This is a genomic window from Nocardioides nematodiphilus, assembly GCF_020216525.1.
GTDB classification, from domain to species: domain Bacteria; phylum Actinomycetota; class Actinomycetes; order Propionibacteriales; family Nocardioidaceae; genus Nocardioides; species Nocardioides nematodiphilus.
In genome coordinates, this window is record NZ_JAIWOY010000003.1 from 296,413 (window position 1) to 310,251 (window position 13,839).

The 13,839-nt window shown below is 70.2% G+C and carries 16 protein-coding genes; all 16 read left to right on the forward strand.

From position 1 onward, the window contains the following. The first annotated feature begins 46 nt into the window (after positions 1-46). The 16 genes from KSO98_RS07455 (at position 47) to pdxT (ending at position 13,832) form a co-directional block, all read left to right on the forward strand. Positions 47-1,705, forward strand: coding sequence for an FAD-dependent oxidoreductase (locus KSO98_RS07455; RefSeq protein ID WP_225284496.1), 1,659 nt, complete (start codon positions 47-49; stop codon positions 1,703-1,705). Next, positions 1,702-2,460 carry a TetR/AcrR family transcriptional regulator gene (locus KSO98_RS07460; RefSeq protein ID WP_225284497.1) on the forward strand — a complete coding sequence of 253 codons (759 nt, stop codon included), beginning with the start codon at positions 1,702-1,704 and terminating at the stop codon, positions 2,458-2,460. The genes KSO98_RS07455 and KSO98_RS07460 overlap by 4 nt, the downstream gene beginning before the upstream one ends. Beyond that, positions 2,457-3,029, forward strand: coding sequence for an HIT family protein (locus tag KSO98_RS07465; protein ID WP_308012736.1), 573 nt, complete (start codon positions 2,457-2,459; stop codon positions 3,027-3,029). Before KSO98_RS07460 ends, KSO98_RS07465 begins: the two co-directional genes overlap by 4 nt. Positions 3,030-3,240: 211 nt before the next feature. Then, positions 3,241-4,362: a sugar ABC transporter substrate-binding protein gene (locus KSO98_RS07470; RefSeq protein WP_225284499.1), complete on the forward strand. Its 1,122-nt coding sequence runs from the start codon at positions 3,241-3,243 to the stop codon at positions 4,360-4,362. An 89-nt stretch (positions 4,363-4,451) separates the two neighbouring features. Next, complete coding sequence (locus KSO98_RS07475) at positions 4,452-5,252, forward strand: ATP-binding cassette domain-containing protein (protein ID WP_225284500.1); 801 nt, start codon at positions 4,452-4,454, stop codon at positions 5,250-5,252. After that, complete coding sequence (locus KSO98_RS07480) at positions 5,249-6,520, forward strand: sugar ABC transporter permease (RefSeq protein ID WP_225284501.1); 1,272 nt, start codon at positions 5,249-5,251, stop codon at positions 6,518-6,520. The genes KSO98_RS07475 and KSO98_RS07480 overlap by 4 nt, the downstream gene beginning before the upstream one ends. A 10-nt stretch (positions 6,521-6,530) precedes the next feature. Continuing rightward, a complete protein-coding gene (locus tag KSO98_RS07485; RefSeq protein ID WP_225284502.1) occupies positions 6,531-7,772 on the forward strand; it encodes an ROK family protein in 1,242 nt (413 codons plus the stop codon). Between the two features lie 21 nt (positions 7,773-7,793). After that, positions 7,794-8,432, forward strand: a complete 639-nt coding sequence (gene pgsA / locus KSO98_RS07490; protein WP_225284503.1) for a phosphatidylinositol phosphate synthase — start codon at positions 7,794-7,796, stop codon at positions 8,430-8,432. A gap of 44 nt (positions 8,433-8,476) precedes the next feature. After that, complete coding sequence (gene pdxS, locus KSO98_RS07495; protein WP_225284504.1) at positions 8,477-9,373, forward strand: pyridoxal 5'-phosphate synthase lyase subunit PdxS; 897 nt, start codon at positions 8,477-8,479, stop codon at positions 9,371-9,373. A 205-nt stretch (positions 9,374-9,578) separates the two neighbouring features. Continuing rightward, on the forward strand, positions 9,579-10,112 hold the full coding sequence (locus KSO98_RS07500; RefSeq protein WP_225284505.1) for an alternate-type signal peptide domain-containing protein: 534 nt from the start codon (positions 9,579-9,581) through the stop codon (positions 10,110-10,112). A 25-nt stretch (positions 10,113-10,137) separates the two neighbouring features. Continuing rightward, positions 10,138-10,794, forward strand: a complete 657-nt coding sequence (locus KSO98_RS07505; protein ID WP_225284507.1) for an alternate-type signal peptide domain-containing protein — start codon at positions 10,138-10,140, stop codon at positions 10,792-10,794. Beyond that, the gene (locus KSO98_RS07510) at positions 10,791-11,357 is read left to right on the forward strand and encodes a signal peptidase I (protein WP_225284509.1); all 567 of its coding nucleotides are present in this window, start codon (positions 10,791-10,793) and stop codon (positions 11,355-11,357) included. The genes KSO98_RS07505 and KSO98_RS07510 overlap by 4 nt, the downstream gene beginning before the upstream one ends. After that, on the forward strand, positions 11,339-12,079 hold the full coding sequence (locus tag KSO98_RS07515; protein WP_225284510.1) for a hypothetical protein: 741 nt from the start codon (positions 11,339-11,341) through the stop codon (positions 12,077-12,079). Before KSO98_RS07510 ends, KSO98_RS07515 begins: the two co-directional genes overlap by 19 nt. Further along, a complete protein-coding gene (locus KSO98_RS07520; RefSeq protein ID WP_225284511.1) occupies positions 12,069-12,704 on the forward strand; it encodes a hypothetical protein in 636 nt (211 codons plus the stop codon). Before KSO98_RS07515 ends, KSO98_RS07520 begins: the two co-directional genes overlap by 11 nt. Then, positions 12,704-13,240, forward strand: a complete 537-nt coding sequence (locus KSO98_RS07525; protein WP_225284512.1) for a hypothetical protein — start codon at positions 12,704-12,706, stop codon at positions 13,238-13,240. The genes KSO98_RS07520 and KSO98_RS07525 overlap by 1 nt, the downstream gene beginning before the upstream one ends. 16 nt (positions 13,241-13,256) lie before the next feature. Next, positions 13,257-13,832: a pyridoxal 5'-phosphate synthase glutaminase subunit PdxT gene (gene pdxT / locus KSO98_RS07530; protein ID WP_225284513.1), complete on the forward strand. Its 576-nt coding sequence runs from the start codon at positions 13,257-13,259 to the stop codon at positions 13,830-13,832. Positions 13,833-13,839 lie beyond the last annotated feature (7 nt).

Genomic DNA, 13,839 nt, shown 5'->3' on the forward strand with positions numbered 1-13,839 from the left:
GCCAGCCCGAGGCCGGTAGGTCTCCTGAGCAAGAAACGGCTCCTCCGTGCCTCACGTCGTCACCCAGTCCTGCTGCAGCGATGCCTCGTGCGTCGTCGCCTGCCCGGTCAACTGCATCCACCCCGCACCCGGTGACCCCGGTTTCGCGACCGCAGAGATGCTGTACGTGGACGCCGCGGCCTGCGTCGACTGCGGCGCGTGCGCCACCGCGTGCCCGGCGGACGCGATCGTCCCGCACACGACCCTGACCCAGAAGCAGCTGCCGTTCCTGGCGCTCAACGCCGAGTACTTCGCGACCTTCCCGCACGCCGACCGCACCCCGCTCGCCCTGGTGCACGAGCAGCGCCGGCTGCAGCGCACCGGTCCGTTCCGCGTCGCGGTCGTCGGCGCCGGCCCGGCAGGGCTCTACACGGCCGACGAGCTGCTGAAGCACCCGGAGATCTCCGTCGACGTCTTCGACCGGCTGCCCACGCCGTACGGCCTCGTCCGTGCCGGGGTCGCCCCGGACCACCAGCACACCAAGCAGATCGAGACGCTCTTCGCCCAGATCGAGAGCCAGCCGGGCTTCCGCTACTTCCTCGGGGTCGAGGTCGGCAAGGACGTGTCCCACGCCGAGCTGACCGCCCGCTACCACGCGGTCGTCTACACCGTCGGCGCCGCCAGCGACAAGCCGCTCAACATCCCGGGCGACGACCACGCGGGCTCGCTGTCGGCGACCGACTTCGTCGGCTGGTACAACGGCCACCCCGACAAGCAGGACCTCGCCGTCGACCTCAGCCATGAGCGGGTCGTCATCGTCGGCAACGGCAACGTCGCCCTGGACTGTGCCCGCATCCTGGCCGAGCAGCCCTCCCGCCTGGAGTCGACCGACATCTCCACCCTGCCCTTCGGCGCGCTGCTGACCAGCAAGGTGCGCGAGGTCGTCATCCTCGGCCGCCGCGGCCCCAACGAGGCCGCGTTCACGGTGCCGGAGCTGGTCGGGCTGGCCGGACACACCGGCATCAACGTCGTGGTCGACGCCGGTGACGGCGAGATCAGCGGCGACGACGTGAAGACGCGGCTGCTGCGCGAGCTCGCGGCGCGGCCCGTCGATCCGGCCAAGCGCACCATCGTGCTGCGCTTCCTCGCCTCGCCGGTCGCCGTCCACGGCGAGGGCCGCGTCACGTCCGTGGAGATCGGCCGCAACCGCCTCCAGGTCGACGCCGACGGGGTCCCGCGGGCCGTCGCGACGGGGGAGACCGAGCTGGTCGAGGCCGGCATGCTGCTGCGCGCGGTCGGCTACCACGGCCTCCCGGTCACCGATCTCCCGTACGACGCCGACAGCGGCACCGTCCCCAACCAGCAGGGCCGTGTCCACCCGGGCGTCTACGTCGCGGGCTGGGTCAAGCGCGGTCCGACCGGCTTCATCGGCACCAACAAGTCCGACGCCGAGGAGACCGTCGACGCGATCCTCGACGATCTCGACAGCGGCATCATCCCCGAGCCGGTCGGCACCACCCAGGGCCTACGCGGCGTGATCCGCGAGCGCCAGCCCGGCATGGTGGACCTGGCCGGATGGCAGGCGATCGACCGCGAGGAGAAGCGTCGCGGCGCCGCGGCCGGCCGACCTCGGATCAAGATCGTCGACGTCGACGAGATGCGCCGTGTCGCCGCTCGCGCCGCCGAGCCGCGCTACACCTCCCTGCGGCGGTGGGTCGGGGTATGACCGCCGGCGCGCGCAGCTCCGTGCAGGCGACCGCGTCCAAGGCGGACGGTCGCCAGGCCCGCTGGGCGCGCCACAACGAGGAGCGCCGCGCCCAGATCGTGGCTGCTGCGCTCGAGCTGATCGGCGAGTCCGAGCCCGGCACGGAGGTGCACGTCCAGCAGATCGCGGAGCGCGCCGGGGTCAACCGGACGGTCGTCTACCGCCACTTCGCCGAGCGCGCGGATCTCGACATCGCGATCCAGCAGGCGATCGTCGCGATGCTCTGGGGCGAGCTGATCCCGTCCCTGACCCTCGAGGGCACGATCCCCGAGATCATCGACCGGATCGTGGGGGCGTACGTGGGCTGGGCCGCGGAGCACCGCTCGCTGCACTACGTGGTCGACCGCAACAACGGCACCGGCGTGCTCGAGGAGGCGATCGACGACCTGGCCGGCGACATCGGACAGCTCGTCTCGTTCATCCTGGTGGGGCTCGGGTCGGCCGTCACGCTCGACGTCGATGAGCTCGATGCTCTGGTGCACGGCGTGATCGGCGCGGTGTTCGGCGCGGTCCGGCGCTGGCTCAACCGGCCCAACCGGGTGCTCAGCCCCGACCGGCTGCGCGCCATGATGAGCCAGTCGACGTGGTTCCTCATCGAGGGCAACGCCCGGGCGATGGGTGTCGTGCTCGATCCGGAGCAGCAGATCGCCGACCTGCTCGACCTCACCTCGGCGGCCTCGGGCGCCGAGGGGCCGCTCGCTACAGTCGCTCCGTGATCCCCGACGAGAGCACCACGCACGACCCCGCGCCGGAGACCCCGCTCGTCCAGGACGGCATCGGCCGACCTGATGAGCTCGAACGGCTCTGGACGCCGTACCGGATGGCCTACATCCGGGGCGACGACAAGCCCGCGGACGACTCCGTCGGCGCCTGCCCGTTCTGCCGGATCCCGTCGCTGGACGACGCCGCCGGGCTGATCGTGCATCGCGGCGAGCGCTGCTTCGTCGTCCTCAACCTCTACCCCTACGCGCCGGGGCACGTGATGGTCTGCCCCTACCGCCACGTCCCGAACTACGTGGACACGACCGTCGAGGAGGCCGCCGAGATGACGGCGCTGACCAAGGCGGCCATCGTCGCCCTGCAGCAAGTCTCGAACCCGGCCGGATTCAACATCGGGATGAACCAGGGCGTCGCCGGGGGAGCCGGCATCGCGGCGCACCTGCACCAGCACGTCGTGCCGCGGTGGGTCGGCGACCAGAACTTCATGCCTATCATCGGTCGTACGAAGACGCTCCCGCAGCTCCTCGGCGACACCCGCGAGCTCCTCGCGGCGGCGTGGTCCTGACGCGCACGCGCCCGCGGAAGCGGCCCCAGGGGACCGAATAGGTGCCGAATCGTGACCAACGGCGGTGGTTTCATAACGGCTCGGTCACGGTCGTGTCTCAGACGTGTGTAGTGGCTTGTCACGCCGGTCACATCCTCAATATGTTTCCGACGACAACAATCCAAGTGACTTGAGTCACGTCATTGTTCTCGGACAACGGAGGTCGAGGGAAATGAACACGAGCAAGACCGCCCGCCTGGGTGCGCTCGTCGCGACGGGTGTGCTGGCGTTTGGTGCGCTGGCCGCCTGTGGCAGCAGTGACAACAACAGCAGTGACAACGCCGCCGGTGGTGGCTCCGGTGGTGGCTCGATGGACGTGGGCGTGATCCTGCCGGACGCGACCACCTCCCCGCGCTGGGAGAGCCAGGACAAGCCGAACCTGCAGAAGGCGTTCGACGCCGCGGGTCTCAAGTCCGATATCCAGAACGCCCAGGGCGACACGGCCAAGTTCGGCCAGCTCTGCGACAGCATGATCGGTGAGGGCGTCGCTGTCCTCCTCATCACGAACCTCGACTCCGACTCCGGCGCCGCCTGCCTCAAGAAGGCTGCCGACGCGGGCGTCAAGACGATCGACTACGACCGCCTCACCCTCGGTGGTGGCGCCTCGTACTACGTGTCGTTCGACAACGTGAAGGTCGGCGAGCTCATGGGCCAGGGCCTGGTCGACGCCATGACCGCCGAGGGCCACAAGGGTGGCGACGTCGTCACCGTCGACGGCGCCGAGACCGACAACAACGCCGCGCTGTTCAAGCAGGGCTACGACAAGGCTCTCGCTGCCGCCCCGCAGTTCAAGGTCGTCGCGAACCAGTCCGGTGAGTGGGACGCCACCAAGGCCGGCGAGGTCTTCGACGGCATGTTCACCCAGCACAAGAACATCGTCGGCGCGGTCGTCGCCAACGACACCATGTCCGGCGGCGTCATCGCCCGTCTCAAGGCCAACGGCCAGGAGGGCAAGATCCTGACCACCGGCCAGGACGCCTCCACCGAGGGTCTGCAGAACGTGCTCCGCGGCTACCAGGCCGGCACGGTCTACAAGAACACCGCCCTCGAGGCCAAGGCTGCCTCGGACCTCGCCATCGCCCTGATCAAGGGTGACGACGCGGCCGCCAAGGCGCTCGCGACGGGCACCGTCAAGGACACCAAGCTCAACACCGACGTCGCGTCCGTCCTGGCCACCCCGGTCTGGATCACCAAGGACAACGTCAAGCAGGTCGTCTCCGACGGCCAGGCCGACGCCTCGCAGATCTGCGCCGGCGACGTCGCCAAGCTCTGCACCAAGTTCAGCGTTCAGTAAGTCCCACGGCTCGTCGGATCCGTACGCCGCGGCGTACGGATCCGGCGGGCCTGCTTCATCTTCAGCGCACCCCAAGCAAGGAGTTTCTCGTGAGCGTCGATACGCCCGAGCGCACCGGCCCCACCGGGCCGACGACCCAGCCGCTGCTCACGCTGCGCGGCATCCAGAAGAGCTTCGGCGCCGTCCACGTCCTGCGTGGCGTCGACCTCGACGTCCGTCCCGGCCGCGTCACCGCGCTCGTCGGTGACAACGGCGCCGGCAAGAGCACCCTGATCAAGGGCATCGCCGGCATCCACCCCTTCGACGAGGGTGACTACAGCTTCGACGGCCAGCCGGTGAAGGTGCACGGCCCGAAGGACTCCAACGCCCTCGGCATCGAGGTCGTCTACCAGGACCTCGCGCTGTGCGACAACCTCGACGTCGTCCACAACATGTTCCTCGGTCGTGAGATCACCAAGGGTGGCCTGATCGACGAGGACACCATGGAGAAGCGCGCTCGCGAGACCCTCGACGGCCTCTCGGTCCGCACCCTCAAGTCCGTCCGCACCCACGTCTCGGCCCTCTCCGGCGGACAGCGCCAGACCGTCGCGATCGCGCGCGCCGTCCTGTGGAACTCGAAGGTCGTCATCCTCGACGAGCCGACCGCCGCGCTCGGCGTCGCGCAGACCGAGCAGGTCCTCAAGCTGGTCCGGCGCCTCGCCGACCGCGGTCTCGGCGTCGTCCTGATCAGCCACAACCTCAACGACGTCTTCGAGGTCGCCGACGACATCGCGATCCTGTACCTGGGCGCCATGGTCGGCCAGGTCGAGACCAGCGACTACACCCGTGAGCAGATCGTCACCGCGATCACGACCGGCCAGCTTCCGGCCAAGACTGGAGGAGCGGCATGAGCACCGCCACCGATCCCACCGCCGCTGAGAAGTGGCACCCCGAGGACGAGTCGCCGCGCACCTTCGGCGCCCTCGTCTCCGGCTACGTCGACCGCCTGCGCGGCGGTGACGTCGGCTCGCTGCCGGCCGTCCTGGGTCTCGTCACCCTGGTGATCGTGTTCTCGGTGCTTCGCCCCGACACGTTCCCGACCGCGTACAACATCGGCAACCTGCTCGGTCAGTCCGCCGGCATCGTGGTGCTGGCGATGGGCCTGGTCTTCGTCCTGCTCCTCGGCGAGATCGACCTCGGCGCCGGCATCACCGGCGGCGTCTCGGCCGCGGCGATGGGCATCGTGCTGTCGCGTCACGGCTGGCCGACCGTCCCGGCGATCCTGGTCGGTCTGCTGACCGGCGCCGTGATCGGCTTCTTCATCGGCATCCTGGTCTCGCGCCTCGGCATCCCGTCCTTCGTCGTGACCCTGGCGACGTACCTCGGCCTGCAGGGCGTCCTGCTCAAGCAGACCGGCGCGGGCGGCACCATCCCGTTGCAGAACGACTTCATCATCAAGCTGAACAACGGCAACCTGTCGGTCGCCCTCGGCTGGGTGCTGGCGATCGTCATCATCGTCGGCTACGTCGGCGGCACCTTCTGGTCGATGCGCCGTCGCCGGTCCGCCGGCCTGACCGCGGAGTCCAACCTGCAGTGGGCCCTCAAGGCGATCACCCTGACGGTCATCGTGCTCGCGGTCGTGACGTTCCTGTCCGCCGAGCGCGGTCCGCACCCGAACCTGAAGTCCATCCGAGGTCTGCCGATCTCGCTGGTCCTCATGATCGGCCTGCTGCTGGTCCTCAGCTTCGCCCTGAGCCGTACGACCTGGGGCCGGCACGTCTACGCGGTCGGCGGCAACGCCGAGGCCGCCCGTCGCGCCGGCATCAACGTGGCCTGGATCAAGCTGACCTGCTTCGTGGTCGCCTCGACCATCGCCGCGATCGCGGGCATCCTGCTCGCCAGCCGGACCAACTCGATCAGCCCCACCACCGGTGGCGGCACGACCCTGCTGTACGCCGTCGGCGCGGCCGTCATCGGCGGCACCAGCCTCTTCGGTGGCAAGGGCCGGATCATCGACGCCCTCATCGGTGGCATCGTCATCAAGATCATCGACAACGGCATGGGCCTGCTCGACCAGGACCAGGGCACCGTGTGGATGGTGACCGGTGGCGTCCTGCTCCTCGCAGCGAGCGTCGACGCCGTCAGCCGCCGACGCGCCAGCGCCTCCGGCAGGGTCTAGAACAAGAAGGATGGCCGTCACGGTGACACTCTCGGGCGCCGTCTCGGGCACTGAGGAGCTGCGACGCAACAATCTCCGCGCACTGCTGCGTGCGGTGCACACCGGGGGACCGATGACCCGGGCGCAGCTCACCCGCCTGCTCGGGCTCAATCGCAGCACCATCGGTGGCCTCACGACCACCTTGATCGACCTCGGCCTCGTGGCCGAGCAGACAGCGGCTCAGAGCGCCGCTGCGGGTGCCGCCGTCGGCGGCACCCGCAGCGCGCGGCCCTCGCACCTGGTGGTGCCGAGGCCGGAGAACGCTGTGATCGCGATCGACCTCGGCGTCGACCGCGTCCAGGTCGCGCTCGTCGGCCTGGGGGGCATCGTCCTGGACCGCCGGGTCCGCGAGCACGAGCGCGGCGAGCACGACGTCCACCGGGTGGTGGAGCGGGTCGCGACGATGGCCGGCGAGCTCATCGCCGCCGCCGGGCACGGTTGTCGCATCCTCGGCGTCGCCGCCTCCGTTCCGGGCGCCATCCGATCCGAGGACGGCATGGTCCAGTTCGCACCCAACCTCGGCTGGCACGGCGAGCCGTTCACCCAGCTGCTCTCCGAGCGGCTCGGGCGCCCCGTACGCACGGGGAACGACGCCAACCTCGGCGTGATGGCCGAGCACCTGCGTGGTGCCGCGGTCGGGCGCCGGCATGTGATCTACCTCGGCGTCAGCGTCGGCATCGGCGGTGGCTTCCTCGTGGACGGACACCTCCTGTCGGGTGCCAGCGGATATGCGGGGGAGGTCGGTCATCTCCACGTCGACGCAGCGGGGCCGGAGTGCTCGTGCGGCGACCAGGGCTGCTGGGAGCTCAAGGTCGGCGAGAACCGACTGCTCACCCTCGCCGGGCGCGCGGCGGGCAGCGGCCCGGACGGCGTCGACGAGGTGATCGCGGCAGCGATCGCCGGGGAGGCCGTCGCCCAGGACGCGCTCACGGAGATCGCGTCGTGGACCGGCGTCGGGCTGCGCTCGCTGATCAACCTGTTCAACCCGGAGATGATCGTGGTCGGCGGCACACTGGCCCAGGTGTGGCCCAGCATCGGCGACCAGGTCGAGGAGATCCTCAGCCGCCGCGCGCTGCTCCCACCCCGGGCGGACGTCGCCGTACTGCCGGCGCGACTCGGGCGGGACTCCTCGCTCATCGGGGCGGCCGAGCTGGCCTTCGAGGCGATCCTCGAGGACCCGCAGTCGGCGGTGCACTGCATCGCGGCCTCCTGAGACCGGTAGCCTTCTGCCGCCATGCTTGAGAGATTCCGCGCCTTCTGGACCAAGGTCCTCACGCCCGTCGCCCGTCTGCTCCTCCGGATGGGAGTCAGCGCCGACGCCGTCACCTTCGTCGGCACGATCGGCGTCGTCGTCGGCGCGCTCGCGTTCTTCCCGGGCGGCCACCTGCTCGGCGGCGTCCTGTTCATCACCGCGTTCGTGTTCAGCGATCTGATCGACGGTCACATGTCGCGGATGTCCGGCACGTCGAGCAAGTTCGGGGCGTTCCTGGACTCCACACTCGACCGGGTGGGCGACGCCGCGATCTTCGGGGGCCTGGCGCTCTACTTCGCCGGCGTCGGCGACGACCGGCTCTACCTGTGGCTGTCGCTGATCTGCCTCTCGATGGGGTCCGTGACCTCGTACGCCCGCTCGCGCGCGGAGAGCCTCGGCTACCAGGCGAAGGTCGGCATCGCCGAGCGTGCCGACCGGCTGGTCTCGATCCTGGTCATGACCGGTCTGGGCGGCATCGCGCTCGACCTGGGCTGGGACTGGGGCATCTGGCTGCCGCGGGTCACCCTGTGGGCCCTCGCCGTCGCCTCCACCGTCACGGTGGGCCAGCGGATCTGGGTCGTGCGCCAGCAGGCGATGGCCGAGGGCAACCCGCAGCCGTAGACCCGGCCGGTGCACCTTAAGTAAACGGCCCTAGGATTCGCCCTATGGCTGATAGCACCACCGGAACCGGTACGACCCCCGTCAAGCGCGGCATGGCCGAGATGCTCAAGGGCGGCGTGATCATGGACGTCGTCAACGCCGAGCAGGCGAAGATCGCAGAGGACGCCGGCGCTGTGGCGGTGATGGCGCTCGAGCGCGTGCCCGCCGACATCCGCGCCCAGGGCGGCGTGTCCCGCATGTCCGACCCCGACATGATCGATGGCATCATCGAGGCCGTCTCGATCCCGGTGATGGCCAAGGCCCGCATCGGTCACTTCGTCGAGGCGCAGGTGTTGCAGTCCCTCGGCGTCGACTACATCGACGAGTCCGAGGTCCTGACCCCGGTCGACTACGAGAACCACATCGACAAGTGGGCCTTCACGGTCCCGTTCGTCTGCGGTGCGACCAACCTGGGCGAGGCGCTGCGCCGCATCACCGAGGGCGCGGCGATGATCCGCTCCAAGGGTGAGGCCGGCACCGGCGACGCCTCCAACGCCGTGGGCCACATGCGCACCCTGCGTCAGCAGATCCGCCGCCTCACGGTGCTCTCGGACGACGAGCTCTACGTCGCGGCCAAGGAGCTGCAGGCTCCGTACGAGCTGGTCAAGGAGGTCGCGCGCACCGGCAAGCTGCCCGTCGTCCTCTTCACCGCAGGCGGCATCGCCACCCCGGCCGACGCCGCGATGATGATGCAGCTCGGCGCCGAGGGCGTCTTCGTCGGCTCCGGCATCTTCAAGTCCGGCAATCCGGCTCAGCGCGCCGAGGCGATCGTGAAGGCGACCACCTTCTTCGATGACGCGGACGTGATCGCCAAGGTCTCGCGCGGTCTGGGCGAGGCGATGGTCGGCATCAACGTCGACGAGATCCCCCAGCCCCACCGTCTCGCCGAGCGCGGCTGGTGATCTGACCTCGACGAGTGGCCGGAGGGACTCACCCTTTCGGCCACTCGGCATGGCCCAGGTCACCGGAGAAAGTCCTCAAGTCGGCTCTACTGCCGCGTCATACCCCGGGTGTTTGCTCGTCTCATCGGTACCCGACTCGGCATACCGGTGATCGATCTCTCGCATCGGACGGTTCGCCGGGTCTCCTGACAGAGGGGACAACATCATGAAGAAGTCGACCAAGGGCGCGTTGGCCGCCGGCTCCGCCGCGGTGCTGCTGCTCGGTGGCGCAGGCTCGCTGGCGTACTGGAACGCGCAGCAGACCGTCGCCGGTGGCGCGATCAGCGCGGGCAACCTCGCGCTGAGCAGCCCGAGCTGCGGTAGCGGCTGGACCTACGACTCCGGTGAGCAGGCGCCCGGCGCGACCTTCACGCCCGGATCCTCGCTGCTCGTGCCCGGTGACGTCATCACCGAGACGTGCACCACCACGCTCACAGCCACGGGAGAGCACATGCGCGGCACCATCGGCGCGTCCACGCCGGGGTCGATCACCCCGTTCGTCGTCGGTGTCGGCTCCGTCACGGGCGCGACGCCGGCGCTCGGCGGCGCCGGCAGCAACGAGTTCACCGAGGCGAACAGCGGGAACACGCTCAGCATCCGGATCACCGTGACGTTCCCCGCCGGCAGCGACAACACCACCAAGCTGGCCTCCGCCACGCTTGACGCCATCACCCTCACCGCGACCCAGATCCACTCCTGACAGGTCGCGTCTGAGCAGTTCCACCATGTCCTCTCCGTACGCGCCGCGCCACCGCGCGGCGACGCGTCGGCGCACCCCTCGGGTTGCCGCCGGAGCCGTCGCCGCCGCGGTGGCCCTCGTGCTGCTGCTCGGAGGGCAGGGATCCTTCGCCACCTGGGCCACGAGTCGCTCGGTCGCCGGTGGCAGCGTCAAGGCGGGCACGCTCTCGATCGGTGCCCTCTCGTGCGGCTCGTGGCAGCTCATCCAGGCCGGTGGCACCACGACCGGCGCCCCGTCGCCGAACCCGACGACCTACACCAACCAGGTGCTCCAGCCCAACGACGTGCTCACCTTGACCTGCACCACGACGCTGACCGTGACGGGTGAGCATCAGCGCGGCACGCTCGCGCTCACTGGCGCCGGGTCGGCGCCGGCGCCGCTGGTGGTCGACGGGACGCTGAGCAAGACCGACGGCTCGACCGGGAGCACCAGCTACCCGATCATCACGGTCGGCGCCACCGCCGCCAACGGCGGAGCGCACACCGACAAGCAGTTCACCGACAAGGACGACGGCGCCACCGTCTCCGTCCTGGTCGCGCTGTCGGTCCCCAACACCAACACCGCCAACGGCACCGGCGACCAGTCGTTCCCCGGCTGGAACGCGACCCAGCTGAGCCTCACCGCGACGCAGGTGCACTCATGAGGGGCGTCGTCGGATGGGTCGGGCAGGTGATCGCGTGGGCGGTCATCCTGTTCGCCGTGGCGCTGATCGCGCTCGCCGTGGCGATCCCTCGCCTGGGCGGGGCGACGCCGTACACGATCCTCACCGGGTCGATGCAGCCGCACTACCCGCCCGGGACGCTTGTCGTCGCCCAGCCGGTCGACCCCGACCGGCTCAAGGTCGGCGACGTCGTGACCTACCAGCTCCACTCCGGCGAGGCCGAGGTGGTCACCCACCGGATCGTCGCCGTCGGAAGGACGCTCGGCGGCCAGCTGAGCTTCCAGACCCAGGGTGATGCCAACAATGCCGCAGATGACCCCTGGGTGATGCCGATCCAGATCAGAGGCAGGCTCTGGTACGCGGTCCCGTACCTGGGGAGGCTCAACGTCCTGTTCGACGGGCGCGAGCACCAGTGGCTGGTCTACACCGCCGCCGCCGGACTCGGCGGCTATGCGGTCGTGATGTTCCTGGGAGCGGCCCGCGATCGGACGCGGAGCCGAGCAGCGAAGCGGAAGGAGGGCACGACATGCGGACGGCACGCCTGATCGCCCTCGTGGTGGCCCTGCTCTGCCTCGTCTCGCCGGCGCGCGCGGCCGGCCAGCTCGGGCTGAGCTGGGACGGCAGGGCCTGGGCCAGCCAGCTCACCGGCGCGCTCTTCGATCGGCCCGGCACGATCGACCGTTGGGTGCCGGGGGACAGCGACAGCAGGCACTTCTACGTCCGCAACCAGGGCGGCGACGCCGCGCGGCTCACGATCGTGTACGACCTGCCGCCCGACACCCTGGTCAACGCCGACGACTTCGAGGTCACCGCGGCGGTCGACGGGGGAGCGCCGGTCGTGATCACCCCCGGCGTCGGCTGGCTCCCGCTCGACCAGACAACGCTGGCCGACGGCGCCGTCGCGGACGTCGCGGTCACGGCGACCTTCCGCTTGACCTCGACCAACCGGTCGATGAGCCAGGCCTTCCCGCTCGCCTTCCGGGTCACGCTCACCGAGGTCGTCGGGGCGACCCCGCTTCCCGATGCGACGCCCACCCCGGCCGGCGTCGCCCACCCGCACGGCTCCCCGGCACCGGGGTCGGGTCCCGCTCAGGGCTCGGGTCCCGCCGAGGGCTCGGGTCCCGCGCAGAGCTCGGGAGGCGGCGGTCTGCTGCCGGGCACCGGCGCGCCGGAGGTCGGCTGGTTCGTGGCGCTCGGCATCCTGTGCCTGAGTGGCGGCCTGCTCATCGTGGGGCTGTCGCGAAGGAGGGAGCGCGATGCTGACTAGGTTGCGACGCCTGAGCCTGCGCTCGCGCATCACCCTCGTGATCGTCCTGGCCCTCGTCCTGGGCGGCGCGCCCGCGGCCTGGGCGTACTGGACCTCGACGCAGGCGGCGAACAACACCCAGACCTTCACCGTCGGTCACCTCGACCTCCAGCTCAGCGGAACGCAGAGCGGCACGTTGGTGTTCGCGGACAACGTCACCGACTACACCCCCTTCGACACCGCCGCGATGTATCCGGGCGCGACCTACGCCGCGCTCCTGACGGTGAGGAACAACGGATCGATCCCGCTGTCGTACTGGCTCAGCGTCCAGGACACGCACGCCTCCCCGAACCTCGCCGGCTCCCTGACCACCATCGCCCGCGCGGCCGGGACGGTCAGCGGGACGGCGCCGAGCGCGACCTGCGGCGGTGGCACCAGCCTGGCGGCCGCGCAGACCGTGACCGCCACGGACACGACCTTCAACGCGATGGGCACGGCCGCGGCGCAGCGCCGGCAGCTGGCGCCCGGGGCGACCGAGTCGATCTGCGTCGAGCTCGACATGCTGACCAGCGCGCCGAGCTCCGCGCAGGGGCAGACGAGCACCGTCGTCTACACCGCCCACGCCGAACAGGTGGCCCAGCCGTGATGATCCGCACTCGCCTCGTGGCGCCGCTCGTCGTCGTGCTCGCGGTGGTCTCCCTGGCCCTCGCGCCGAGCGCCTGGGCCTGGTGGAGCGACACCGGCAAGGCGACCTCGACGGTCACCGCGACGACCCTGCAGAACCCGGTCGCACTGGGGACCTCGTCGAACTGCACCGCGAACAACTCCCTGCTCGGGAGCACGATCACGTTCAAGTGGACGGGCGTCACCCCCCTCGCCTCGCCGGCACCCCAGCTCGCGAACTACGAGTACGAGCTGCGCTTCATCAATCGCAGCAACGGCTCGCTCGTCGGCACCGCGACGGTCGCGCACAGCGGCGCGGCCGGCACGCAGCAGTCGTACCAGAACGGCGCCTCGACGCTCGCCAACCTGCTCGGGCTCAACCTGCTCTCGCAGAACAACATGACCGTGCAGATCCACACGCACCTCAAGGGCACCACCTGGTACGGCGCGTCGCCGGTCAGCATCAACTGGACCGTCACGACGATCGCGAGCATCGCGACGTTCACCTGCAACGCCTGACGTAGAGTGCCGCCTCGTGCGGATCGGTGTGCTTGCCCTGCAAGGTGACGTGCGGGAGCACGTCGCGAGTCTCGAGAGCCTGGGCGTGGAGACGCTGACGGTGCGCCGGCCCAGTGAGCTGGCGCAGTGCGACGGACTGGTCATCCCCGGCGGGGAGTCCACCACGATGATCAAGCTCGCGCGGATCTTCGAGCTGCTCGAGCCGCTGCGCGAGCGCGTCCGGGCGGGCATGCCGGCGTTCGGCACCTGCGCGGGGATGATCCTGCTCGCCGACCGGATCGTCGACGGCGCCGAGGGCCAGGAGACGATCGGCGGCCTCGACATCACCGTGCGCCGCAACGCGTTCGGCCGCCAGGTCGACTCCTTCGAGGGCGAGCTCGCCGTCCAGGGGCTCGACGAGCCGGTCCACGGCGTCTTCATCCGCGCTCCCTGGGTCGAGGAGACCGGGCCGGACGTCGAGGTCCTGGCGTCCAGCAACGGTCACCCCGTGGCCGTACGACAGGGCCATCTGCTCGCCACCAGCTTCCACCCGGAGGTGGCCTCGGACGCCCGGATGCATGGGGTGTTCGTGGAGATGGTGCGCGCTCAGTAAGATCCTG

Excerpts from the sequence above, each read along its gene's own strand:
- KSO98_RS07460 (WP_225284497.1), top strand. The coding sequence starts at position 1,702 with ATGACCGCCGGCGCGCGCAGCTCCGTGCAGGCGACCGCGTCCAAGGCG.
- KSO98_RS07510 (WP_225284509.1), top strand. The coding sequence starts at position 10,791 with ATGAGGGGCGTCGTCGGATGGGTCGGGCAGGTGATCGCGTGGGCGGTC.
- KSO98_RS07485 (WP_225284502.1), top strand. The coding sequence starts at position 6,531 with ATGGCCGTCACGGTGACACTCTCGGGCGCCGTCTCGGGCACTGAGGAG.
- KSO98_RS07505 (WP_225284507.1), top strand. The coding sequence starts at position 10,138 with ATGTCCTCTCCGTACGCGCCGCGCCACCGCGCGGCGACGCGTCGGCGC.
- KSO98_RS07520 (WP_225284511.1), top strand. The coding sequence starts at position 12,069 with ATGCTGACTAGGTTGCGACGCCTGAGCCTGCGCTCGCGCATCACCCTC.
- pgsA (WP_225284503.1), top strand. The coding sequence starts at position 7,794 with ATGCTTGAGAGATTCCGCGCCTTCTGGACCAAGGTCCTCACGCCCGTC.
- KSO98_RS07525 (WP_225284512.1), top strand. The coding sequence starts at position 12,704 with ATGATCCGCACTCGCCTCGTGGCGCCGCTCGTCGTCGTGCTCGCGGTG.
- KSO98_RS07515 (WP_225284510.1), top strand. The coding sequence starts at position 11,339 with ATGCGGACGGCACGCCTGATCGCCCTCGTGGTGGCCCTGCTCTGCCTC.
- KSO98_RS07480 (WP_225284501.1), top strand. The coding sequence starts at position 5,249 with ATGAGCACCGCCACCGATCCCACCGCCGCTGAGAAGTGGCACCCCGAG.
- KSO98_RS07500 (WP_225284505.1), top strand. The coding sequence starts at position 9,579 with ATGAAGAAGTCGACCAAGGGCGCGTTGGCCGCCGGCTCCGCCGCGGTG.
- KSO98_RS07470 (WP_225284499.1), top strand. The coding sequence starts at position 3,241 with ATGAACACGAGCAAGACCGCCCGCCTGGGTGCGCTCGTCGCGACGGGT.
- pdxS (WP_225284504.1), top strand. The coding sequence starts at position 8,477 with ATGGCTGATAGCACCACCGGAACCGGTACGACCCCCGTCAAGCGCGGC.